Origin of the sequence: Arcicella gelida (assembly GCF_034931025.1) — a bacterium.
GTDB classification, from domain to species: Bacteria; Bacteroidota; Bacteroidia; order Cytophagales; family Spirosomataceae; genus Arcicella; species Arcicella gelida.
Genome location: NZ_JAYGIL010000009.1, coordinates 130,437 through 154,861 on the forward strand (window position 1 = coordinate 130,437; position 24,425 = coordinate 154,861).

General features: G+C 33.6%; 25 protein-coding genes. 13 read left to right on the top strand and 12 right to left on the bottom strand.

Annotation, left to right across the window (positions count from 1 at the left end):
* The first annotated feature begins 57 nt into the window (after window positions 1-57).
* The 8 genes from VB776_RS09385 (at window position 58) to VB776_RS09420 (ending at window position 7,688) form a co-directional block, all read left to right on the top strand.
* A complete protein-coding gene (locus VB776_RS09385) occupies window positions 58-954 on the top strand; it encodes a tetratricopeptide repeat protein (RefSeq protein ID WP_323328336.1) in 897 nt (298 codons plus the stop codon).
* Between the two features lie 619 nt (window positions 955-1,573).
* Window positions 1,574-1,795 carry a hypothetical protein gene (locus VB776_RS09390; RefSeq protein ID WP_323328338.1) on the top strand — a complete coding sequence of 74 codons (222 nt, stop codon included), beginning with the start codon at window positions 1,574-1,576 and terminating at the stop codon, window positions 1,793-1,795.
* Window positions 1,795-2,244, top strand: coding sequence for a regulatory protein RecX (locus tag VB776_RS09395; protein ID WP_323328340.1), 450 nt, complete (start codon window positions 1,795-1,797; stop codon window positions 2,242-2,244). Before VB776_RS09390 ends, VB776_RS09395 begins: the two co-directional genes overlap by 1 nt.
* A 101-nt stretch (window positions 2,245-2,345) precedes the next feature.
* Complete coding sequence (locus VB776_RS09400; RefSeq protein ID WP_323328342.1) at window positions 2,346-3,356, top strand: glycosyltransferase family 2 protein; 1,011 nt, start codon at window positions 2,346-2,348, stop codon at window positions 3,354-3,356.
* Between the two features lie 109 nt (window positions 3,357-3,465).
* Window positions 3,466-4,590 carry an AAA family ATPase gene (locus tag VB776_RS09405; protein WP_323328344.1) on the top strand — a complete coding sequence of 375 codons (1,125 nt, stop codon included), beginning with the start codon at window positions 3,466-3,468 and terminating at the stop codon, window positions 4,588-4,590.
* A gap of 3 nt (window positions 4,591-4,593) precedes the next feature.
* The gene (locus tag VB776_RS09410; RefSeq protein WP_323328346.1) at window positions 4,594-5,229 is read left to right on the top strand and encodes a DUF3226 domain-containing protein; all 636 of its coding nucleotides are present in this window, start codon (window positions 4,594-4,596) and stop codon (window positions 5,227-5,229) included.
* A gap of 263 nt (window positions 5,230-5,492) precedes the next feature.
* Window positions 5,493-6,665 carry a pyridoxal phosphate-dependent aminotransferase gene (locus tag VB776_RS09415; protein ID WP_323328348.1) on the top strand — a complete coding sequence of 391 codons (1,173 nt, stop codon included), beginning with the start codon at window positions 5,493-5,495 and terminating at the stop codon, window positions 6,663-6,665.
* 174 nt (window positions 6,666-6,839) lie between these two features.
* Window positions 6,840-7,688 carry a prephenate dehydrogenase gene (locus tag VB776_RS09420; RefSeq protein ID WP_323328350.1) on the top strand — a complete coding sequence of 283 codons (849 nt, stop codon included), beginning with the start codon at window positions 6,840-6,842 and terminating at the stop codon, window positions 7,686-7,688.
* Between the two features lie 58 nt (window positions 7,689-7,746).
* Here VB776_RS09420 and VB776_RS09425 read toward each other — a convergent pair whose 3' ends face one another.
* Entirely contained in the window at window positions 7,747-7,911 is a 165-nt protein-coding gene (locus tag VB776_RS09425) for a hypothetical protein (protein ID WP_323254649.1), read from the bottom strand.
* 181 nt (window positions 7,912-8,092) lie between these two features.
* Between VB776_RS09425 and VB776_RS09430 the strand changes: the two genes are divergently transcribed.
* A complete protein-coding gene (locus tag VB776_RS09430; RefSeq protein WP_323328352.1) occupies window positions 8,093-8,881 on the top strand; it encodes a hypothetical protein in 789 nt (262 codons plus the stop codon).
* A 106-nt stretch (window positions 8,882-8,987) separates the two neighbouring features.
* Window positions 8,988-9,425 (top strand): GNAT family N-acetyltransferase, encoded by a 438-nt coding sequence (locus VB776_RS09435; RefSeq protein WP_323328354.1) that lies wholly within the window; start codon window positions 8,988-8,990, stop codon window positions 9,423-9,425.
* Between the two features lie 74 nt (window positions 9,426-9,499).
* Here the strand turns inward: VB776_RS09435 and VB776_RS09440 are convergent, their stop codons facing one another.
* The gene (locus VB776_RS09440) at window positions 9,500-10,183 is read right to left on the bottom strand and encodes a PAS domain-containing protein (protein WP_323328356.1); all 684 of its coding nucleotides are present in this window, start codon (window positions 10,181-10,183) and stop codon (window positions 9,500-9,502) included.
* Window positions 10,184-10,827: 644 nt separating this feature from the next.
* On the opposite strand from VB776_RS09440, the gene VB776_RS09445 reads away from it, so the two are divergent.
* On the top strand, window positions 10,828-11,052 hold the full coding sequence (locus tag VB776_RS09445; RefSeq protein ID WP_323328358.1) for a helix-turn-helix transcriptional regulator: 225 nt from the start codon (window positions 10,828-10,830) through the stop codon (window positions 11,050-11,052).
* A gap of 416 nt (window positions 11,053-11,468) precedes the next feature.
* On the opposite strand, the gene VB776_RS09450 is transcribed toward VB776_RS09445, so the two are convergent.
* Window positions 11,469-12,419: a glycosyltransferase family 2 protein gene (locus VB776_RS09450; protein WP_323328360.1), complete on the bottom strand. Its 951-nt coding sequence runs from the start codon at window positions 12,417-12,419 to the stop codon at window positions 11,469-11,471.
* 42 nt (window positions 12,420-12,461) lie between these two features.
* A complete protein-coding gene (locus tag VB776_RS09455; protein ID WP_323328361.1) occupies window positions 12,462-13,181 on the bottom strand; it encodes a tRNA1(Val) (adenine(37)-N6)-methyltransferase in 720 nt (239 codons plus the stop codon).
* Between the two features lie 113 nt (window positions 13,182-13,294).
* Here VB776_RS09455 and VB776_RS09460 point away from each other — a divergent pair, with 113 nt between their 5' ends.
* Window positions 13,295-14,251, top strand: coding sequence for an alpha/beta hydrolase (locus VB776_RS09460; protein WP_323328363.1), 957 nt, complete (start codon window positions 13,295-13,297; stop codon window positions 14,249-14,251).
* A 103-nt stretch (window positions 14,252-14,354) separates the two neighbouring features.
* Window positions 14,355-15,464, top strand: coding sequence for an acyltransferase family protein (locus tag VB776_RS09465; RefSeq protein WP_323328364.1), 1,110 nt, complete (start codon window positions 14,355-14,357; stop codon window positions 15,462-15,464).
* A 135-nt stretch (window positions 15,465-15,599) separates the two neighbouring features.
* Here VB776_RS09465 and VB776_RS09470 read toward each other — a convergent pair whose 3' ends face one another.
* The 8 genes from VB776_RS09470 to VB776_RS09505 form a co-directional block, all read right to left on the bottom strand.
* Window positions 15,600-15,902 (bottom strand): isoamylase early set domain-containing protein, encoded by a 303-nt coding sequence (locus VB776_RS09470; protein ID WP_323254669.1) that lies wholly within the window; start codon window positions 15,900-15,902, stop codon window positions 15,600-15,602.
* Between the two features lie 229 nt (window positions 15,903-16,131).
* The gene (locus VB776_RS09475; protein ID WP_323328366.1) at window positions 16,132-16,968 is read right to left on the bottom strand and encodes an energy transducer TonB; all 837 of its coding nucleotides are present in this window, start codon (window positions 16,966-16,968) and stop codon (window positions 16,132-16,134) included.
* 86 nt (window positions 16,969-17,054) lie between these two features.
* Window positions 17,055-19,046: a TonB family protein gene (locus VB776_RS09480; RefSeq protein WP_323328368.1), complete on the bottom strand. Its 1,992-nt coding sequence runs from the start codon at window positions 19,044-19,046 to the stop codon at window positions 17,055-17,057.
* A gap of 53 nt (window positions 19,047-19,099) precedes the next feature.
* Window positions 19,100-19,600 (bottom strand): ExbD/TolR family protein, encoded by a 501-nt coding sequence (locus tag VB776_RS09485; protein ID WP_323328371.1) that lies wholly within the window; start codon window positions 19,598-19,600, stop codon window positions 19,100-19,102.
* A gap of 286 nt (window positions 19,601-19,886) precedes the next feature.
* Window positions 19,887-20,270 carry a BlaI/MecI/CopY family transcriptional regulator gene (locus VB776_RS09490; RefSeq protein WP_323328373.1) on the bottom strand — a complete coding sequence of 128 codons (384 nt, stop codon included), beginning with the start codon at window positions 20,268-20,270 and terminating at the stop codon, window positions 19,887-19,889.
* 142 nt (window positions 20,271-20,412) lie between these two features.
* Complete coding sequence (locus VB776_RS09495) at window positions 20,413-21,501, bottom strand: MBL fold metallo-hydrolase (RefSeq protein ID WP_323328375.1); 1,089 nt, start codon at window positions 21,499-21,501, stop codon at window positions 20,413-20,415.
* Window positions 21,502-21,639: 138 nt separating this feature from the next.
* Window positions 21,640-23,355 carry a DNA polymerase III subunit gamma/tau gene (locus VB776_RS09500; RefSeq protein ID WP_323328377.1) on the bottom strand — a complete coding sequence of 572 codons (1,716 nt, stop codon included), beginning with the start codon at window positions 23,353-23,355 and terminating at the stop codon, window positions 21,640-21,642.
* 313 nt (window positions 23,356-23,668) lie between these two features.
* Window positions 23,669-24,292 (bottom strand): hypothetical protein, encoded by a 624-nt coding sequence (locus VB776_RS09505; RefSeq protein ID WP_323328379.1) that lies wholly within the window; start codon window positions 24,290-24,292, stop codon window positions 23,669-23,671.
* Window positions 24,293-24,425 lie beyond the last annotated feature (133 nt).

The window sequence follows — 24,425 nt, forward strand, 5'->3', positions numbered from 1 at the left end:
TGGCTATATTTTCGTCGTGTACCATTTTGTTGGACATCCTAAAACAGACAAACGATAATGAAAAAAATATTTTATCTAATTGCTATCTTCATAAACTTTATTAGTTGTATCAATGCACAGGACAACAAAAGAATGGCTAACATAAATTCTATATTCGATAAAATGGAACTTCAGGGTGTGGACACTAGAAAGCCTTTACTGTTCGGTTACTTTTTTTATGACAAGGATAAATCAAAACTTGAAAGTCTAAAAAATGAATTACTTAATGACAACTACCAATTAGTAAGACTTGAAATGAGTGAAAAGAATGAGTTTGCTTTACACGTTGAAAAAGTAGAAATTCATACAAGATCTTCACTTTTGGAGAGAGAAAATCAACTTGAAAAACTTTCCAAGAAATTCAAAGTTGAAACTTATGATGGTTGGGACGTTGGCAATGCAGATTCAACAATACCATTGATTTCAAAAAGTGACTTTGAAAAATCGCTTGAAACTAAAACAGACGAAGAACTTTACAAATTAGCAAGCGAACTTTATGATAATGAAACTAACGACAAAGCAATCATTGCATTTAATAAGTGCATAGAAAAAAATATCAAACTTGATACTTCAAACTATAAACTTGGAGTAAGCTATATTGGACTTGGTCAGATAAAAATAGGAGTTACAAAACTTGAACAAGCAGTAAGACTTAATCCAAATTATTTTAAGGCTTGCTTTAATCTTGGAGCAATCTATTATGACAATCAACAGTATCAAAAGTCCGTTTACTATTACCAAAAAGCAGCAAAAATAAATCCTAAAGACGACAAAGTATTATATGGTATTGCTGCATCTCAATTTGTTTTAGGACAATTCAAAGACTCTGAAACAAATTGTAAAATGGCTTTGAAACTTAACCCCAATAATACAAATGCAAGTTCACTTCTGGACGACATGAATAAAAAGAAATAATCAAACTGCTCTTAGGCTCTCCTAAGACCTAAAACAAAGAAGAGCGTCCCACTCGAATTTTATTAGAAAGGATGTCTTGCCTTTTAGTAAATCCCAAATACTTTCTAAACACACATTCCAATTATTTTTGAAAGAGATGTTTTCCTCCCGTGACTGGTCTCCCGAACTTAAATGGTCGAGAGACCAGTCACAGAATGAGCAACCCGACTGAGAGATTAAGCAACCCGATTTAGGGATTTTGCATCCCGACTGAGAAATTAAGCATCCCGACTAAGGGGTTTCGCAACTTGTCCGAGATATTAAGCTTCTTGATTTAGGGATTTTGCAACTTGTCCGAGATATTAAGCTTCTTGATTTAGGGATTTTGTAACTTGTCAGAGAGATTAAGCTTCCTGACTGAGGGATTTTGCAACTTATCCGAGAGATTAAGCTTCCTGATTTAGGGATTTTGTAATCCGTCCGAGAAATGTTCAATTCCCATTCTTCTAACTCGTTTGCTACCAGTCAGGGAATGAATAGTGATTCAAATATTTTCAACATAAATCCGAAATTTATAGTTGATAATAAAAACATTTAAAAGCTATCCACGAAATTTGTAGGAACGCATAAAAACTCTAACATGAAAAATATCGCATATATATTATTGGCTGTGGCAGGTTTGATGCTCTTGGCGGTTTTGGTTTGGGCTTTTACAAGTCTTGTAGATTTTGGGTTGAATGAAAAAACAATTATGATGCTTCTTTTTGGAGGAATCGCTGGGGTTGGTCTAATCAGCAGAGTAATTTATGTGGCAAAAGATTCTTTCGGCAAAGAAAAGAAAGCAAAAAATAGTAGAAAATAATGAACAGAGAAGTACTTGTGAAGGCTGCCAACTTTTGTGCTTATCAAGAACGCACGCAGCAAGAAGTACGAAAAAGACTTGTTGAATTGGAAGTTGAAGGCGATGAGGCGGAGGAGATGATTGTTTGGTTAATTGAGAATAATTACCTCAACGAAGAACGTTTTGCTAGAATTTTTGCAGGCAGTAAATTCCGTCAGAAACGTTGGGGAAGGTTAAAAATTCGTCAAGAATTAAAAATGCGTGGCGTGTCGGAATACTGTTTAAAAGCAGGAATGAGTGAAATTGACGACGAAGATTATCTCCAAACGTTAACAGAGCTTCTTGAAAAAAAAGCGAAAGAAATTAAAGAAAGTAATCCATTAAAACGCAAACAAAAACTATTAAGTTATGCCCTTAGCAAAGGTTTTGAATCGGATTTGGTGTTTGATTTGATCAAGGTGTTTGATTAGTATTTATTAATACCATATAAACGATTTCATAGTTTCCTAATATTTAAGGATATTGCATCAATTAAAATTATACATACAAATATTTTAAATCTATAGTTTACATGAGTAATAGTTCAAAGAAGAAAGTAGATGTAAGCGTATGCTTATATGGTAAGCCTTATCACACGATTTTAGCTATTAAAAGTTTGCTCAAATACAGTAGAGAGCACATCAATAAAATCTATGTTACGGTAGAAAAGAATCAACCACAAAAGGATTCTAATGGAATGTACCTATTGAAGCAAGTGCTAAAAGATGAGCCAATCGTATATTTCAAACCTAAGTATTTTTATAATTTGGGAGAGCTAGATTTTGAAAGAACTCGCAATGATGCAAAGTATCGCTACCAAATCCCTTATCAATATGCTTTTGAACAATCAGATCAAGAATATGTATTAGTGATTCATAACGATTGCCTTTTTCATGACGATACTGTGGGTAAAATGTTAGAGACTTTTGCAAAAGGATCTGAGAAATTGGCTGGAACAGGAGCGATTGGTCAATGTTGGGTATGTCCAGCTGCTTTTGAGAACAAGTGCAAGTCTAGTACTTTTGACCAATACAAACCTACAAAGAGTGAATTAATTGAAATGATGAATCGTCATGATATTCCAAGAAGGGAAGTAACAATGCGGTTAATCAATGAAGGTAAAATTCATCCACTTCCAGAATGTCGTTTAAATGAACATGCCGCTCTAATTAGCACATCCATTTATCGTGAAAGCTCATTGCCAAAAGGTAATAATGTTACGTTCGCCGCAGGCTGGGGCGGAAATGATTGGGGTACAGTTTGGTTTCATCAGATGGTAAATCAAGGTTATATTTTTAAACATCATAGGTTGGAAGATTTTGCAACACATTCGCCTTTTAACTCATTAGGGAATGGCATCAGTGCGTATTCTAACTCAGATATTTATTGGAATTCAGAAGATTTAGCCAAAAAACATTTGTTAGAAAATTATAATATTTCTTTAGTGCCGAAGACTAAAACAAAAGTACTTTCAGCCATTAATACTGTTAAAGTGAGTACAAAAAGAGTATTGGTGAAGACGATTAATGGTTTTAGGAGGTGAATTAGTAGTAAAGCAGTTAAATAAAGTAAATATGGATTGGTTTATTTATTAGAAAAAGTCTATTATAATAAATTACTATCTTTGTTAAAATAACTTTAACTAAACAGCCATGTTAAAAAGTTTAAAGATAAAAAACTTTAAGAATATCAAAAACCTTGAAATAGTAAAACTCTCAAAAGTTAACTTAATCACGGGCAAAAATAATACTAGTAAGACTTCATTGCTTGAAGCTGTATTGTTATTGGCTTCAGATATGGATTTTAATTGGATTTATAGTTTAATAAGAGAAAGAGGTGAGTTATATTACACTGATAACAATAACAGTAGTATTCCTTCAAAATCAATTAATAATCTTTTATCACTGAAGTCCCTTTTTCACTCAAGATTGATAGATTTTGAAGGTGGAAACCCTATATTCATAAGTAGTGACAAAGATTTTGTTGGACTTGATTTTATTCATTTTATTGAAGAGACAGATAAAATCGATGATAATGGAAGGACAGTTGTTAGAAGTCGAACAAGAACAAGAGTAAATAATTTATTAGATTTTCCTGATAGCTTTATAGGATTGGAAGTAAAAACTTCAACCAATACAATCATAGTTCCAGAGGATAGGTATTCAAGATTTTCTCAATTTACATCCTCTCAGTTAAAAAAGAATATTCAGTTTGTGAAGCCAACTTTTCAAGATAACGAAAACAATGGTATTCTTTGGGATAAAATAGCCTTAACTGAAAAGGAGGATTTTGTAATTGAGGCTTTACAAATAATAGATAAAAATATAGAGAAAATAGCTTTTATCAAAGATGAAAATAATAGAAATAGTAGAGAAGAAAGACGTGTAACAGCAAAAGTTAGAGGAACTACTGATAGAATTCCATTGAAAAGCATGGGCGATGGAATAAATAGAGTTTTGTCAATAATATTAGGATTAGTAAATGCAGATAAAGGGTATTTCTTTGTAGATGAATTTGAAAATGGTTTACACTATTCTGTACAACAAGATTTATGGAAAATTATTTTTGAATTAGCTAATAAGTTAGATATACAGGTATTTGTTACTACTCATAGTGAAGATTGTATTAAAGCTTTTTCAGAAATAGTTAATCTCACTAAGTATAATAAACAAGGACAATTATTTCGCTTAGATAGAAAAAATGATGAAATACGAGTTGTTTCATACGAAAGTGATGAGCTTAAAATAGCATCTGAAAATGATATAGAAACACGTTAGCCTATGAAGAATAAAGAAAAATATAATCAAAAACTTTTGGTTGAAGGTAAAGATGATACGCATGTTATTTGGGCATTATGTGAAAATTTTGATGTTTACCAAAATTTTGATGTAGTTGATTGCGAGGGTATCAGTAACCTTTTCAATATAATACCTGTACGATTAAAGCAATCAGAATTAAAGTCTTTAGCGATAATTATTGATGCTGACTTGAATATTGAAGAAAGATGGAAAGAATTAAGGAATATTTTCGAGAATAGTCATTATACTCTTCCTTCAGTTCTTCCTGCAAGTGGCTTGATACATGAAGAAAATGATAGAAAAATAGGTGTTTGGTTAATGCCTAATAATGATATTAAGGGAATGTTAGAAGATTTTGTAAAGTTTTTAATTCCTGAAAACAATAACTTAAAAGAAATTACGGAAAGAACCTTAAACGAATTAGAAAAAAATCAGTACAATCTTTACAATAAAGACCTTCATAGAACGAAAGCATTTATTCATACATGGCTTGCATGGCAAGAAACACCTGGAACTCCGATGGGTTTAGCTATTACTAAAAAATATCTTTCGACAGAAGATAGTGAAATCTGTATTCGATTTATAGAGTGGTTGAAAATGACATTTAAAGATGATTAATAAGTATTATATTTCATTATAGGGTTTTGAAGAAGATAAATTCCCAAAACAAATTCTTGCCAAAATAAAAAAATCACATTACCTTTGAAGCCATGAATAATTCAGCGAACACATACCGTACTTATTATTACTACTACGCACAGTAGCAGTCGGTTGTGTTTTGACTAATCTTTTTGAAAATCAAAAAATACATATACACAAACCGACTTGAAAAAGTCGGTTTTTTTTGTGCCTTCTTCCAAGTACGAAAAGGCTTTTAACCAATGAATGTAAAACCAGCTTCCCGAATGGATTTGGTGCAGGAGTATTACTTCTCGACCAAGCTAAAACAAATCGCAGCGATGCGTGCTTCAGGTATTGATGTGTTGAATCTGGGTATCGGTAGTCCCGATTTACCGCCTTCTGCTGAAACTATTTCAGCTTTAGCAACAGCAGCAGAAAACCCTAAAAACCATGCCTATCAAAGCTATGTAGGTATTCCTGCCTTGCGTGAGGGTTTTGCTAATTTTTATCAAAATGCTTATAGAGTAAGCTTAAATCCTGTGGATGAAGTATTGCCTTTGATTGGTTCAAAAGAAGGAGTAATGCACATTTCGATGGCATATTTAGAAGCTGGTGACGAAGTTTTAGTACCAAATCCGGGTTATCCAACGTATCGTGCGGCTTCTTTATTGACGGGTGCAACGGTGATTGATTATGACCTTTCGAAAGAAAATGGTTGGTTACCCGATTTGAAAAAATTGGCTGAAAAAGATTTATCTAAAGTAAAATTGATGTGGGTAAATTATCCACACATGCCAACGGGAGCGAAAGCCAATAAAGCCTTTTTTGAAGAATTAAGAGATTTTGCTTTAGCCAATAATATCTTGATTGTAAATGACAATCCTTATAGTTTTATTTTGAACGACGACCCCGAAAGTGCTTTAGCCGTAGAAGGAATGAAAGAAGTAGCTTTAGAACTGAATTCATTGTCGAAATCGCATAACATGGCGGGCTGGCGTTTGGGTGTTTTGGTTGGAAAAGCCGAGTTTATTAATCCTGTTTTACGTTTTAAATCAAACATGGATTCAGGGATGTTTTTGCCGTTACAAATGGCAGCGGTGAGGGCTTTAGAAAATCCTTCGTCTTGGTTTGATGAATTGAATGCTATTTATCGTGAACGTCAGCAGAAGGTTTTTGAAATGATGGATTTGTTGAATTGTCAGTACGATAAAAACCAATCTGGAATGTTTGTTTGGGCAAAAATTCCAGCAAATTATCAAACTGGATTTGAATTATCGGATGAGATTCTTGAAAAATCGGGTGTTTTCATTACTCCTGGTGGAATCTTTGGTTCGGCAGGAGATGGCTACATTCGTACTTCTTTGTGTGCTGAAGTTTCAGTTTTTGAGCAGGCGATTGGGAGGATTAAGGATCATAAGACTTTAGGACTTTAAGATTAAAGATACAAGAAGCAAGACACAAGACTTGAGACTTCAGGATTTTGAGATTAAAGACGCAAGACAAAAGAAACAAGGTTGGAATTAAGGTTTTTAGGAATTAGATAAAGAACAAAAATATTAAAGAGCTTAAAGCCTACCGCCTAAAGCTTATAGCAAACGCACAAAATTATGATTATTTCAGTAGTTGGACTTGGGCTTATTGGTGGTTCGATGGCTTTGAGTTTAAAGGAAAATGGTTTTGCTGATACGGTGATTGGCGTCGATAACAAAACCGAACATATTATTAAGGCTTTAGAATTAAAGCTTATCGACCGTGTGGCACTTTTGCAAGATGCCGTAAAACAATCGGACATTATTATTTTGGCTGTGCCAGTAGATGCTTTGTTGACTTTATTGCCAGAAGTATTGAATCAGATTACAGAAAACCAAGTAGTAATTGAAGTGGGTTCTACCAAAAAAGCAGTTGTGGAAGCAGTGAAAAATCATCCGAACAGAGGTAATTTTGTAGCGACTCACCCAATGGCTGGAACAGAATTTTCAGGCCCAGAAGCTGCGATTAGACATCTTTTTGATGGTAAAAATTGTGTGCTTTGTGACATTGAAGATTCAAAACCTGAATTGGTAGAATTAATTAAGAAAATGTATATCGAGGGTTTGAAGATGAGAATTACTTATTTGGATTCTGTGGCTCACGATATTCATACGGCTTATATTTCTCATATTTCACATATTTGTTCGTTTGCTTTGGCTTCAACGGTTTTGGCGAAAGAAAAAGATGAAGAAAGTATTTTCAATTTGGCAAGTACTGGTTTTGAATCAACGGTTCGTTTGGCAAAGTCGAGTCCAGAAACTTGGATTCCGATTTTCCGACAAAATCAAGAAAATATTATCGACGTACTTGATTCTTATATTACTACTTTGTTGACTTTCAAAGGATTAATGATTTCTGGGAGTTATGATAAATTTGGAGAGTATCTAACCCAAGCCAATGATATTAAGCGTATTTTGAATAAGTAAGTATTCGTCAATTATAAAAAAGACTTTCCAAACTTCAATTCGGAAAGTCTTTTTTGTTTTAGAAAGAAAATAATCTTGCGTCGCTTCCGATTTCAATCTTTGTTTTATTCTTTTTCTTATTCCACGGAGCAGTCGTACTCATGCCCATTTGTATGGCTAAACCTGCCATCAACAAAGTGAAAATGATAAAAACCCAGCGAAATATTTTTTGATTCTTGTTCATGATTCGTTAAAATTAATTCAAAATAGAATGATGACACAAAGATAATAACATATTGATAAAGGATAAGTTTAGACGAATGATGGATTCTAAGACAAAACTGATTATTTTGCAAGTGTTTTAAATAACTAAGCTTAAATCAAGCTTTTAACTGCCTTTATTACACATCATAACCCGAAAAACCATGAAAAATAAGTTGAAATATTTTTTGTTTATTATTACAAGTATTATCTTTTTTTGCTGTTCTAGTCCCGCTACCAAATACGAAAATGCCGTTGATGAAAGTAAAACTTGTTCGATGATTTTCATTGATAAATCTGTCAGTGTTGACCCAAACAAACAATTTATCTATGAAAAATACAACAAAATAATTAATCAACTAATCGACGAAAATATCAAAACCAAAGGAGATAGAGTTGAAGTATTTTTTATCCATGAAAATACAGCAAAGGCTAAAGTTGCTGAATTGATTGCTCGTTCTGAAATGGAAATTGCTGAGGGTGCAAGTGCTACTGATGCCGAAGCACAGAAGACAGAATTTGAAATGGACATCAGTAAAGAGCGTAGTATTTTCAAAAAAGTCGTTATTAATCATTTAACTTCTACTAATCCTTCAGCGAGTAAAAATAGCACAGATATTTTAGCCGCTTTACCTTTAATTGATCATGAAATTGGTAAAGGGTTTACGGTAAAAGCTTATTTCCTTTCAGATATGGTTGAAAGTATGAAAGGAGCAAATCGTCGTGATTTTCATCAAACACCGCCTGTTGATGATGCTTCGGCAGTAGGTTGGGCAAGAGAAGATGCTGCAAGTCTGCAAGCAACTTTGCCTAATATCGGCGTAGCTCAAATTATTATTGCCAAACCTTTTGAACCAACGGCTTCCAGAAAAATCAATAATCCAGCCATTTCAACGTATTGGCAACGTCTCTTTTCAGAATTAGGCGTGTCTGGAGAAGTAACGGAATTGTAGAAGGCTTTAGGCTTGTTCTTTTAAATTTTTTGTTCCTAATTCTTTCATCAATTATATAAAACATAAATAAGCTTAAAGCCTATTGCTTACCGCTTATAGCTCGATTATGCTCATTGCCAAAATACCCAATACAGCCCAAGAATGGGAAAAATATTATGATTTACGCTTTACAATCTTGCGTGAACCATGGCATCAAAAAAAAGGAAGCGAAGTATTGTCCGACGAAGACCAAGCACATCATGTAATGGCGATTGATGCCGAAACAGATGAATTGTTAGGTGTGGCTCGTTTACAAATGAATTCTGCTACACAAGGACAAGTTCGCTGTGTGGCAGTAGCGAACAATGCACAAGGCAAAGGAGTAGGGAAGTTTTTGATGAAGTATTTAGAAGATTTAGGGAAAGAAAAAGGCTTAACAGAAATCATCTTGGATGCCCGTATCAATGCCCTTGAATTTTATAAAGCGATAGGCTATGAAATCTATGCAGAATCCTATTTGCTTTTCGGCGAAATTCCTCATTGGAAAATGAAAAAACAATTGTAAAACGGGATGAAATCCCGTTTTTTTATTTAGTACGTAAAGTAACGATACCTTATGAACGCTTAGTTTTGTATAGTTTATAGTTGAGTTGAATTCAAAGAAATGAATTCAGTTTTAATCAAATGTAATTGTTCAGAAATATCGTAGATAGATTTATCAATACTCTCTGCACTGGTATGTAAGGTATTTGAAAGCCATTGGAGGTCTCCAATTTCTATCATATCTTTTTCTTTCGAAATATTCAAAATACTTAATATCTTGCTGTGTTCGTGTCTAAGTTCATGAGAAAGCTTGAAAGATACTTTTTCTATGTTATAAATTTGGTTAAATAGTTTCTGTCTAGTTTCTACTTGAGCAGTAATATCAAATGCTATTCCTAGTACAGTCAATGGAACTCCTGATTTTTCTCTTTCTAAAATAATAATACAGTTTTTAAACCACTTAAATGTTCCATTTTTGCATAAACATCTGTTAATATGAACAAAAAAGTCGGTATCAGAATTATAAGCTAGCTCTTTGTAGAATCTTTTAAGTCCTCCGAAATCATCAGGATGAATAAGTTTTTTTAAACAATCTTTTTCAAGTGCATCAAACTCTTCGGTGGTATAACCAATCACTTTATGGTACTGCTCATTAGTAAAGAGATTTCTTCTTTGATGTATATCAAATAGATAGATTACCATCGGCATGTTATACAACACATGTTTCATTATTTTACTTTTAATGTTGGTATCTAGATTAAAGAACTTAGTGTTTTCCATATTAAAATATAGCTTGTTTAATGAAGGTTTGGATATATTAATAGCCTTACGAATGGCTTCAAATACGTTACCAATGAGGTTTTAAAACTTAATAATCAACAATTCAGAGTAGCCATTGGCTACTCTATAATTGTTAACGAGTTGGCGGGAATAAAAAAGAATATTTGGATGAAGTAAAATCTCCAAATTGTCAAAATGCGTAAATGTATTTATAGTTGCTTTGTGTTTCTGTAACTATACAGAAAGCTCTTTTTTTAGATTAATCCTATTTCAACAATCATTTTCATGAATAGTTAGAAGGAATAAAAAGAAGAATTTGATCTACTTCTAAAAGTAAATAATTGGTAAAAAATAGGTTATACATTTTTGGTGTGTTATTGATAATTAGAGAAGCGGCTAACATTTCTCTAATTAAGTTAAATAAAACGAAAAAACTTATAAAAAATATTGATACACTTTCCTTTACAGGCTTTACAATCAATTAGATAGCAGTTAAGATAGAGCTTTAAATCAATGGTGTTAGTAAGTAAGGGGGTGTATTTTATGTAAATTGTTTATTATGCCTCTAAATTATATAAAATAAATATAAATACAACGAATACGTTGTATAATTTTCTTGTTTTCTCCCATTCCTTTACTCATAAATGAAAAAAGAGGATTTTTTAAATAAACTTGGTGTTAGAATTAGGGAGATTAGAAAGGAAAAGTCAATCACCCAGACACAGCTTGCCCATTCAATTGGGAAAGACCAGCAATCTATCCAGCGGCTCGAGGCTGGTAAAATCAATCCAACATTATATTACCTTTTTGAAATATCTGAAGGCTTAGGAATTTCTTTAGAAAGAATCATCATAAATATGGATAAGTAATATCTTACAGATAAGATTACACAACTTGCAAAGATTTCTAAAAAACTACAGCTTTAATTGATGATTATTTCAAACAAATATTTGAAAAAGGTATATAATCCAGATCCATTTTGATAAACAGTAGCCTAACTAACGGGACTTAGTCCCGTTTTTTATTTTAATTAAAAATAGTCACGACGTAAAATTGGATAAGATTAAAGAGGAATAAAACCTTGCAGAGAGTAAAAAGAGATGATATAAGAAATGGATATTAAATTCTGGAATAATGCTAACTGAAAAAGATTTACTATTTGATATAATCAACAATACTTCCGAAAATTTTGTGTGGAATATTTTTATAGTTTTAATTTTAAATTGTTTACTTAAATTTCACTAGGAATGGGTTTTAACCCGTTCCTAGTGTATAGAAGATTACGCTACACCTTCTCCCGAATCTGATAATCTGTCGTTTTCTCTGAATTTCTGGTCATTAATTCACCAATAAATCCTGCTACAAATAATTGTACGCCGATAATAATGGAAACCAAAGCCATAAAGAAAAGTGGATTGTCGGTTACGTTTCTGAATTTTATATGGTTGGCAATGGCGTAAATTTTATCACCAATTAAGTAAATCGTAATAAAGCTTCCAATCAAGAAAAACAAAATACCAAAACCACCGAAAAGGTGCATCGGTCTTTTACCAAATTTTTGTACGAAAGTAATCGAAAGTAAATCTAAGAAACCGTACAAAAAGCGTTCAATACCAAACTTGGTTGTTCCATACTTTCTGGCTTGATGTTGTACTACTTTCTCGCCAATTTTATCGTAGCCGTTCCATTTTGCTTGCACAGGAATATAGCGGTGCATTTCGCCATAAAGTGTGATGGATTTTATGACTTCGTTTTTATAAGCTTTCAGTCCGCAGTTAAAATCATTCAAATGCACGCCTGACATCGAGCGAGTTGCTGCATTGTATAATTTGGTAGGAATGGTTTTAGTTATTGGGTCGAAGCGTTTTTGTTTCCAGCCTGATACCAAATCGTAATTATCTTCCGTAATCATACGGTATAATTCTGGAATTTCTTCTGGACTATCCTGCAAATCAGCGTCCATCGTAATGACTACTTTGCCTCTTGCTTCTTTGAAACCTACGTGCAGTGCCGCAGATTTTCCGTAATTTCTGCTAAAAGAAATACCTTTTACAAAAGTATTTTTGCTGGATAAATCCTTTACCACTTGCCAAGAATTATCTCGGCTACCGTCGTTTACAAAGATTACTTCGTAGCTGTAATGATGCGTTTTCATTACTTTTTCTATCCAAGAGCAAAGTTCGGGCAATGATTCTTCTTCGTTGTAAAGGGGAATGATAACAGAAATATCTAACATGTTGTGATGATATATTTACGGGATGGAATCCCGTTGTACGGCTTAAAAAATTAAATAATACTCTTTTAAAAGAGTTGAAAATTGTGCTGTATAGCTTTCGTCAAGATTTCGGATGATTAATTCTTCTTGAAGAAGCTCTTTTTCAGCAAACCCAAAGGTCGTAATAATTCTTAATATTTTCGAGCCATCTCGGTGTCTTATCAGTAATTTTTTGTTGGGATAAAGTCCTTTTTGCAAGGCTGAATTTTCTAATTCTGTACTTTCATAAGCTGGAAGTAAAACTACAAAACGACCGTCGGTCGATAATAGTGCCATCACCGAAGCCAACAAGTCTTCAAACGAAAGTGTATCTGTGTGTAATGCCTTATTTCTATTTTCTTGAACTGATTTTAAATGATTCTGAAAAAAAGGCGGATTGCTGACGATTAAGTCGAATGATAAATCTTTATTGTTTTCGGCAAAATTCTGAATACTTTGATGAAAAATCGTGATTTGTTCTTTGAAAATACTGTTTCGAACATTTTCTGCCGCTTGTTGATAAGCCTTGTCGTCTAATTCAACGGCAGTGATTTTTGCCTCAGAACGTTGTGCCAACATAAGTGCTATCAGCCCAGTGCCAGTGCCGATGTCCAATACTTTTGTAGCATTTTCAAGTGAAGTATAAGCTCCCAAAATACAAGCGTCGGTACTTACTTTCATCGCCGTTTGGTCTTGATGAATCATAAATTGCTTGAATTGAAAACCGTTTATACTTTTTGACATTAGATTTTGTGGATAATTTGCATCTTTGAATAGCATTCAAAATTACGACAATTTATTTTTGAAATGTTGTAATGGCTTGTCAAGAATGCTTTATCACCCAAAAAACTAACACAATGAAAACCACGCTGTTTATTTTCCTTTCTTTTTGCTCTTTGTTGAATCCGATTTTTGCCCAAATTCATGAAGAAAATGTAGTACTCAAACAAAGCAAAGGTGTTTTGGATGGCACTTTGTTAATGCCCAACAGTACTAAAAAAGTACCAGTTGTGTTAATCGTGGCAGGTTCGGGGCCGACAGACCGCAATGGAAACAGTTCATTGAATGTAACAGCAAAACCTTATCAACTTTTGGCAGAAGGTTTGGCAAATAATGGTATTGCTTCTTTGCGTTACGACAAAAGAGGCGTTGGTAAAAGTGCCTCTTCGATGATGAAAGAAAGTGATTTGACCTTTGAAACTTATATTCAAGACGTTCAGCAGTGGATTGATACCTTGAAAAAGACAAATCGTTTTTCAAAAATTATCGTTTTGGGGCATTCCGAAGGTTCGTTGTTAAGTATGGTCGCTGTTCAAAAATCACCTGTGAATGGCTATATTTCTTTGGCTGGACCAGCTCGTGGCATTGATGAAATTACTATTGAACAAATGGCTCAACAACCTTTGCCAGATTCGGTGAAGAGTGAAGTAAAACGCAATTTTGATAAACTTAAAAAAGGTGAAACATTACCGAAATTGATGCAAAACATGGCGATTATTATGCTTTTCCGTCCAAGTATTCAACCTTACATGATTTCTTGGTTGAAATATGTACCTGCTGAGGAAATCAAAAAAGTAAAAGCAAAAACACTTATTATTCAAGGAACTACAGATATTCAAGTGAATGAAAACGAAGGTAAACTGTTAGCTAAAGCACAACCAAAAGCAAAATTAATCTTAATTAATGGCATGAATCATGTGTTGAAAGATGCACCAATCGACAGAGCTGAAAATATCAAGACTTATACTAATCCTGATTTACCATTATCAAAAGGCATGATAGAGGCGGTTGTGAAATTTGTGGATAGATTGTAGATTTAAGCTATGAGCTGTGAGCTTTGAGTTTTTTTCTAAAAAAGTCTTGAATCTGACATCCGAAGGCTGAAAGCTCATAGCTCACAGCTAAAATCTAATAAAAATGAAACAACGCTTACTTTCTTTAGATGTATTTCGTGGTATGACGGTCGCCATGATGATTTTAGTCAATAATCCTGGCGATTGGGGACATATTTACGCTCCACTCGAACACGCCGAATGGAATGGTTGTACGCCAACCGACTTAGTTTTTCCCTTTTTTCTTTTTATCGTAGGCGTTTCGATTGCTTTCGCTTTTCAAGGAAAAGTAGCAGACCGTAAAACGATTTTAAAGATTATTGAGCGAAGTATCAAACTCTTTGCTTTAGGACTTTTCTTATCACTTTTTCCCAAATTTGATTTTTCCATCGTAAGAATTCCGGGCGTTTTGCAAAGAATTGCCATTGTTTTTTTAGTAAGTGCCATCGTTTTCTTGACGACAACCAAGCGTACACAACAAATCATTTTTGCTTCATTACTTATTGGCTATTGGTTACTGATGACTTTTGTTCCTGTTCCAGATGCAGGAGCTGCCAATCTTGAACCTGAGCATAATTTGGGTGCATACTTGGATAGATTAATTTTGGGCGTGCCACATTTATACAAAGCCGTAAAAGTTTGGGATCCAGAAGGAATACTAAGTACCATTCCAGCCATTGCAAATGGTTTAGCAGGAGTGTTGGTAGGAACGTGGTTGCAACGAGACGACAAAAGTATTACGGAAAGGTTGATGTACATTTATTTTTACGGAAGTATTGCTTTAGTATTAGCTTGGGTTTGGGATGCAGCAGGTTTCCCGATTAATAAATCTTTGTGGACGAGTTCTTATGCTCTTTGGACGATTGGCTTGGCGATGTTTTTCTTAGCAGGATTTTATTGGTTGGTAGATGTAAAAGGCTATAAATTTTGGACAAAACCCTTTGTCGTTTATGGCGTAAATGCCATTACAGTTTTCTTTTTGTCAGGCTTAATTCCAAGAATTATGAATATGATAAAAGTAGAAATGCCCGATGGCGAAAAAGTAAGCTCTATTACTTGGATGTATCAATCTTTTATAGTGCCATTCTTTAGCGAGCCAAAGAACGCTTCTTTGGCAGGAGCAATCACTTTTGTACTGATTTGGTTAGGAATTTTGTGGATAATGTACGAGAAGAAAATAATTGTAAAAGTATAATAGAAGCGGCGGATGGGAAATGAATTCAGGCTTTGGATTACATTAATCAACTTTCCTAATTTCAGTACAAAAGTGTTTGATAATATCAGAAAAGGCGATTGAAAAAAGTTTAGCTTTCTTCAATCGCCTTTTAAATTAAAGTACTACAACAGAGTTTTCATCGTAAGAAACACCGTTTGGAACAAATTTATCTGCTTCTTCATCATTCAACCAAATATCGTTATCAACTAAATAACGGAAAGCAAATTCTTTTCCAACTTCTAATTCAACAGATGCTTTGAAAGTACCATCTTTTTGTTTTTTCAAAGCTGTAGGATTCCATTCGTTAAAATCGCCTAATAAACTTACTTTTTTTGCACCATTTACTGTTTCAGCAGGAAGTGCAAAAGTTACTTTACATACTGGTTTACTTTTTGAATACTGTTTCGTTAAAGCCATAATCGTAATTGGGTTTTAAGATTAATATTTTTATTTTACAAATAATTCTAGTTAATGTTTTTGATTACTCTTTTAACCAAAGTTAACACAAATATTCAAAAAAATATTTTATAATATCCTAACAACCAAATGATTAAATTAAAATAAAATTGAAATAATTATATTTTAACAGTACTTTTTACTAAAATATATTTTATTTCATTATACTTAATAAGTATTTGCACTTAGTTTATTGGTCGAGTTGAAAAACGATTGGTAAAGTAAATTTTACTGATACATTTCTACCAGACTGTTTGCCAGGATTCCAGCGTGGCATTAACTTAATTACTCTTTGTGCTTCTTCGTCGCAACCAAAACCCAAACCTTTCAAAATATCAATACTTGAAATATTTCCATCTTTGCCAACTACAAATTGTACATATACTTTTCCACCAATTCCAACTTCTGACGCATTGCGTGGATAACGTAAGTTTTTTTGTAGAAATTTAGCCAAAGCTGCATTACCACCAGCAAATTCAGGCATTGTTTCAACTGATAGGAATGTTGTCTCTTCTTCAACTTTTACTTCAACTGGTGCAGAGCCTTCAGCTGTTTTAAATCTATCAGGGTCATCCACTGGAATTTCACCAAGTTCTCCTTCTTGGGTTACCGAGCTAATCTGAGCATCTGTATTGTTCAATACATCTTGGTCGGGTGGTAATTCAGTTGCTTTATCGTCCTCTACAATTTCTGGTTCGTTAAAAGCAATTGTTTTATGTACTTTAACTTCCTCTTGTGGTGGTGGAGGCGTTACTTCTGGTTCTACAGGTATATCTTTTGGTGGCTCTGGAATTTTATAGTCTTCTAAATTTATCGTTACTCCAATTTTATCCTCTTGCTTAATATTAGCCAAAATCATAGGTGTGCCAACTGCCAAGCAAAATAAACCAATGCCTCCTAATAAGGCGATTTTGATTACTCTTTGATAATCAGTCCGCAAAATATAAGCACCATAGGATTTGTTGCGGTTTTGGAAAACAATATCTTCTAAAGTATCGTCTTCGTGTACTATTGTTTGATTTTCCATGTTATTGATTGTTTAAATTGAAACTAATTCTTTAGTTGATTTGATTTTTTAAAAACCTCAATGTTACTTGAGGCTTTTTACAGTATTTACTTTTTCTTAGAAGTAATAATGATAACACCATTTTTAGCTTTCTCGCCGTATCTCATTATCGCTTTTTCATCTTTTAGGACGTCAATTTTTTCAATAGTATTTGGGTCGATTTTCTCTAATTTGAGCGATGAGGTTTCTACTCCATCTAAAATGTACATGGGTTGTGGTTTATTCTTCCATTCTTCTTGTTTTTTGTCTGTCCAAATGGTTGTCTTGCTAAAACTTCTTTCTATTACTTCATTATCACCAGTTTGTATATTATTCAAGACAAAGTTGATAGGCACAGTAAAACGACTGTTAACTTTTTGACCTTTATGTACTCCTGCTGTCCATTGAGGAATAGTTTTTAAAACCCTAACAGCCTCTTCGTCCATACCATAGCCAGCACCTTTGAGAACACTGAAATCGGCTGTTCTTCCTTCTCTTGTTACGGTAAATTGTATGTAAACTTTACCTGAGGCTTTTGCATTTTGAGCTTCCAAAGGATATCTTAGATTACTCTGAAGGTACTTGGCAAAAGCATCCATTCCTCCCGGAAATTCAGCCTGTTGGTCAACCGCTTTAAATACTTCAATAGTGTCTTTTTGAATTGACCTAGCTTCTGAGTTAGAATAGCCCATGACAATTATTTCATCTAATTTCTTCCATCCTTTAAACTCTTTGCTTGGTTCGTTAAGCAATAATTCTTGCGTAACATTGTCTTTTTTTACTTCTAATCCGAAGTTTACAGCCAACATTAGATTCTCTGATTGACCACTTTCTTTTAATTTTTTGATGGAATTTAAAGAACGGATTACTTCTTCTGCTAAAATAGAGCGCTCTTCTTTGGCATCTAAAATTTTAATATTTTCTATATTTCCAGACGGAGAAACCGTAAAACCAACCTGTACTTTACCAACAATTAAGTTTCTAATTGCAATTGAAGGGTAAAGTAAAACACGTTGAAGAGATTTCTTTAATACTTGTTCATTTGTAGAACCTTCGGATAATTCTTTTGCCAAAGCGGGACTAATAATGAGTGCGTCAGAAAGGTCGATTCCATTTTCTGATAAAACTTGGCGTGCAGATTTTGTTGATGAGATTCTTACCGCAGAAATATCTGTTTGGCTTACTTCAGAGATATTATCCTCAATCTTAGCAATTGATTTACTCGCTAATGTAGCCGAGGAAACCACAATCATAATCATAAAAAGTGGTGCTGTCAAACCATATTTTAATAATGCGGTTCGGGTTGAACGTTGTTTTTGTAACATGTCTATTCTTAATTTTAAGAGTGATTTATTGAAAAAATTATTCGTTAACGGAATCGCTTGTACGCCAAATTGTTCTTGAAAAAGTAACATGGCATAGTCGGCTTTTGATGCTTCGTGACGGCTTGCTACTTCATCGGCAATGAATTCATGAATTTGTTTGATGGAACTTTTGTAGAGATAAACGATAGGATTAAACCAATTGAAAATGGCAATTAATTCAAAAAGCATAATATCGGCAGAATGTAATTGACGAATGTGTACAAATTCATGTTTCATAATTGTTGAACGATTTTTCAACTCTTTACTAACAAAAACCATGTTGAAAAATGAAAAAGCTCTTTGATTTTTTTCTCCCGAAACTTTTTTCTTCATCATTTTGCCCAAGTAAGCTAAATTTCCTCCAAAACGACAAACTCCCAGAATAATCCCAACGATATATGCAAAGGCAAACATATCGCCTACCGTTAAGCTTCCTTTTGTGGCACTTTGGGCTGTCACATAAAAAGTTGTAGGTGAATAGAAAGTACTAAACGTTTGGGATACTTGTTCGGTAACAAACCAACTTCTTACCCATTCTGATTGCATCAATGGCACAAAAAAAGCCAAAGCAGCCGATGCTACCAAGTAGCCTCGATTGAGGTTGAAAAAAGTTTCTGTTCGCAATAACAGTCGATAGAAACCATAAAAAAGTATCAAATACAGATTTACTTGGAGGAGGTAGCTTAGCCAATTCATAGTAACGTAAATTTGGTTTTCGGATAGCTTAATAGAAAAAGAAATACACTTATTTATTTAATACTCAGTAGTTTTTCGTCATCAGGTGTAATGTTAACGATAGCATAACGTTTGTTATTAGTGATTTTCATTTCATCTAATAAATCAATCATGTTTCTATATTTTGCCTTATCTGTAGATTTAATGACCACCGTAAAATTGTCGCCAATTCTACGTTTATAGTCAAACAATACTTTTCTGATGCCATTATCAGAGAAATCTGTACTGCTCACTTTCGGATTACATTCCAATCCTTGGTAGTAGAAAATCTTATTTTGGTCATCCAATACAACGTTTAATGATTCTGAACAGCGAACAGGAGAACTTTTGATTCCATCTTTGTCAGGCATATTCAATTGCATAATGACAGGTTTTGCTAGGGTAGTGGTAAGCATGAAAAAAGTAATGAGTAGAAAACCTAAATCTACCATTGGTGTCATATCTATCTTGGTTGATAATTTATGACTTCTCTTTTTTGAACCATTGCTTTTATCGGATGCAGATATTTCAGCCATCGTATTTAATTTAAGTATAAGTTGTGAATTATGAATTGTACACTACCACGGTTTAAAATATTGATTAACAGTATTTTAATTTGAGAATTTAAAAAATAGGTTTTAAGGTGTGGAAAATTACTTCATCAACAGTAATAGAACATTGTTAAATGTTATGTCTTAATAGGATAGTTTTCTATGTAATATTTTTACTTAAATTGAAGCTAATTTTTGCAAAATAAATGAGATTGTAAATGAATTAAAGTGTTGTATATCAAATGTTTAAAATTCATAACTCATATTTATTTTACTGCCCTTCTTCTTTCATTTTATTAATCATGTTCAAAATCTCATCTGCATCTTTTACGTCAATTTTCCCTTTTTTAGAGAAGAATGAGAAAAGACTAGAGAATGAATTTTCAAAGTAACCTTCGACCAATTTTTCAGTAGCGAAAGAACTATAACTTTCTTTACTGATAATTGGGAAGTATTCATGCGATTTTCCATAAGAATTGTGACTAACAAATCCTTTTTCCTGTAAAATTCTGATAATAGTCGAAACCGTATTATATGCTGGTTTGGGTTCAGGCAGTTCGTCCAAAACGTCCTTGACAAAGCCCTTTTCTATTTGCCAAAGTACTTGCATAATTTGTTCTTCAGCTTTGGTTAGTTCTCTTTCTACTGCTTGCATTTTTCTTTAACTTTTATTTAAGTTTGATACCCTTTTGAATTCTTGGTTAAATATAAAACTAATATTTTAGTTTACAAACTATTTTCTTAGTTTTTGAAATTATTTTATGAATAAACATAAAAAAAGCGATGTTTCCACCGCTTTAAACGAATAATTTTTCGCCTACTTTCAAGATTTTTAGTGTTTGATTGATTTTCCCGTCTTTTTCTAATTGTTTTAAAATTTGTTCAGGTTCAGAAAGGGGTTCATCAGCTTGATCGAAAGTTCCGTAATGAAAAGGAATCATTATTTTAGCTTTGGTTTCGTTGAAAGCCTGTACAGCGTGTTCGGGGTCTTGATGGTTTGGCGACATAAACCAGCGTGGAGAGTAAGCTCCAGCACCAATCATGGCTACATCAATATTGGGAAATAAAGTAGCTACTTCTTTAAAATGATTTCCATAGCCCGAATCTCCACCAAAGTAAATGGTTTTGTCTTTACTTTTTAAAACAAATGCTCCCCAAAGTCTTTCGTTGGCATCGCCTAAAGAACGATTTGACCAATGTCTGGAAGGTAAAAAGTAAATAGATAAATCGTCTTTGGTTTGATATTGCTGATACCAACCTGCTTCTTGAATTTCGTTATTGGGAATCCATTTGTGAAGTAAAGTCTTCATTTTCAAACCTGTCAGAAAAATAGCCTTTGGGTTTTGACTTTGTAATAATTTCAGACTGTCTTTATCGCAATGATCGTAATGAGCGTGAGAAACCAAAATATAATCAAGATTTTGGAGTTTTTCAGGCGAAATCGGTAATTCAGAATGGCGTTTTGTGGCAGGAATTTTTCCTAAAACAGGGTCAATCAAAATTTGTTTTCCATTCAAACGAATAAAAAATGAAGCATGACCAAGCCAAACAATCATATCTTTGGTTTCAGTCAAGAAAGCATCATTTTTAATTACTTCCAACTGCCAAGTATCTTCTTTTTTGAATTGTTTCTGAGGATTTTTGGTTGTCATCCATTTAAAAACAGTGCCAAATTTATGGATAAAAGGAAATTCATGATTCATAAAACGACCGTCTTGGTCAACAGGTGTACCTTCCCAAGTAGCCAGAATGGTTTTTAAATCGGGATTATTCGTGCGAGTTTTAATCATTTGTGTTTTTTCAGCTTGAGTAAAAAGAATACCCCCGCTAGCTTTTGAAACCGTAGCGAGGGTAAGTATTTTATGAATGAATTTCCTTCTTTTCATTGAATAAAGAATTTTTCAAACTTGGATATATGTGAAAACAAGCGTGGCTCAAATGATAGTAACTCGGTTGCTTGTGAAAACACAAGTAACGGCTCAAATTGTTTCTGAGTATTCATAATTTAAAAGCCTAGAGCTTTATCAATAATCATAATCCAAACCCAATACATTTCTCAATTCATTCATAGCAGGGTTTTTCTCTGCCAAAAAACGAAACTTATCAGCCTGCGTATAAATCAGCGTTTTATTTTCTACTTCTGCTACAACAACTTCAAGATGGATTGTTGAGTTTTGTAAAACTTGTCTGAGATGAGTAAGAATTTCTGTTCTTAACGTAGTAGTCAATAAATCTACTTGAATATCATTATCTACTTCTAAATGAATTGTCGTTCCTTTCAACGTAAAAGGTCTATTCAAAATAACATATTCACTGAAACGCTGTTTTTCTTCTAAATGTTGTACCAAATCGTCCCAAGCTTTCTGGAATTCCTCTTGGCTAAAAACTCTATTTTGTTGAACTGTAGCTTTTGGAGTAACGATATGCTGCGGTTCTTGGGCTTGAGTAACAGGTTTTCCAAGTGTTGCAGTACTTCTTAATTTGCCAATTTGTGGATTGCTGATTGGGATTTGGGGAATATTCACCGAAGTAGTATCCGAACTTACATTCGTAGTTTCGTGTACTTTCGTTTCGTTTTCCTTAGTCCCTAAATCCTTTCCCAAGCCATCGCCCTCCGTTGCTGGTAAATTGGCTAAATTCAATACTTTAGAAATATTTGCTAGTTTCAATAAGCAAATTTCTACGTGTAATTTCTGATTTTTGGCTGCTTTATAATTCAAATCACAAGTTGAACCAATACTTAAAGCAGAAGCTAAAAATGAATAAAGAGCATTAGCAGATTGCGTTAAATATTTTGCCTGAACAGTTTCAGAAACTTGTAATAACCTGACCGTGACGGGGTCTTTACAAACCAAAAGATTTCGGAAATGTTCCAATAAGCCAACAATAAATTGATGTCCATCGAAACCTTTTTTCAAGATTTCATCAAACAATAAAAGCGATTCTGAAATGTTTGCATTTACCAAAGCATCTGTCATTTTGAAGTAATAATCATAATCCAAAATGTGTAAATTATCTAATACTTCAGCATAACGGAGAACATTATCTTTAGAAAAAGTAACGTTCAAATCAAACATTGAAAGAGCGTCTCTTAAACCACCATCGGCTTTTTGGGCGATTAATTCCAGTGCATCATTATCAGCTTCAATGCCTTCTTGCAATGCAATTTTTGACAAATGCTGAGTCATGTCATTAATTTGAATTCTATTGAAATCAAAAATCTGACAGCGAGAAAGAATCGTTGGAAGAATTTTATGCTTTTCGGTAGTGGCTAAAATGAAAATTGCATACGAAGGTGGTTCTTCTAAAGTTTTCAAAAAGGCATTGAAAGCACTTGTTGAAAGCATGTGAACCTCATCAATGATATAAATTTTATATTTTCCTGACTGCGGAGGATAACGCACTTGGTCTATCAAACTACGAATGTCATCAACCGAATTGTTTGAAGCAGCATCCAATTCGTGAATATTAAACGAAGCATTATTCTGAAAAGAACGACAAGATTCGCATTCTCCACAAGCTTCGGCTTCTTCGCTAAGATTCTGACAGTTAATAGTTTTTGCTAAAATTCTGGCACAAGTAGTTTTTCCAACACCACGAGGACCACAAAACAAAAAAGCTTGTGCCAAATGATTGGTACGGATAGCATTTTTGAGCGTAGTAGTGATATGCGACTGACCAACGACGGAATCAAATAATTGCGGGCGATATTTTCGGGCTGAAACGACAAAGTTTTCCATACACAAATGTAGGTACAAGTGTACGATTTGGCAAATGTGAATCAGAGGATGTTACTTTTGTAGATTTAGTTTTTGGATAACTATTGATACGTTGATTTTAAGCTAAGTATTCTTGGAAATCTTGTAGAAAGGATATTTTTTGTAATTTAGCGTTCTTGAATTATCTACAAATTTTCTGATTTTACTGCTAGACCCTCATTTATAGTGGTGTTTTGACTAAGCCAATCGAGAGGTCGAGCAATGTTACATTGCAAAAATGGAACGCATTTTATAATTATTCACCAAAATCAGATTAATCTGTACTTCGTCTTAGTTAGTCCCATTTAGTCAAAAGATTAAATTCTTTGTCAATATACAATTTCAGGCAACTTCCTTTGTCTATACGTAGTAATTTCAATTCAACAGTATTGTTGTGTTTTTTTGTTTTCAATGTTAGCGTTACAGGTTCAACTTCAGGGTACCTGTCTGTACCTCGCCCGTTCACATATTTTGGATAGTAATAAAAAACCTTTGATTCTGAACGCTCTAATTCACCAATGACTTTTTCAAAGTAGTTACTTTTTAATTTTAGTTCGGCTAAATCATCTACTTCGTTTTTGTTATAGATTTTTATGTATGCCCTCTTTTCAAGGTCAGCCTGTTTTACTAAAACCAAATAAGCTGCTGGAATATTTGCCAAAATAAGACTAAGTCCAAAGATTGATTGTCGAATGAAGTTGGGATAGTTTCTGATTGCAAAAATTATTACCAAAAGAAGTCCGATAGTTGCGATTGGAATTGAAATTAGTGTCCATAACAAACCATACCCTTCAAAGCTATTTAAGTCAATTGCGAAAAACGCTCTTGCTGTCCACCAAGTAAAGAAAATAAAAAGACCAACAGTCAATGGAATAAGTCCACATAGAAGTCCGATTTTGTATAGAATTTTATTTTTCATGTTTAATTTTTTGTTTTTGTGTCGTCCGCTACAATTGCACCTAACGAACATATAACCGCCACAAGCCCTCGATTGGCATAGAGTTTTCACTACGCTATAGTGTAAAGTAATGTGTTACATTGCAAAAATGACA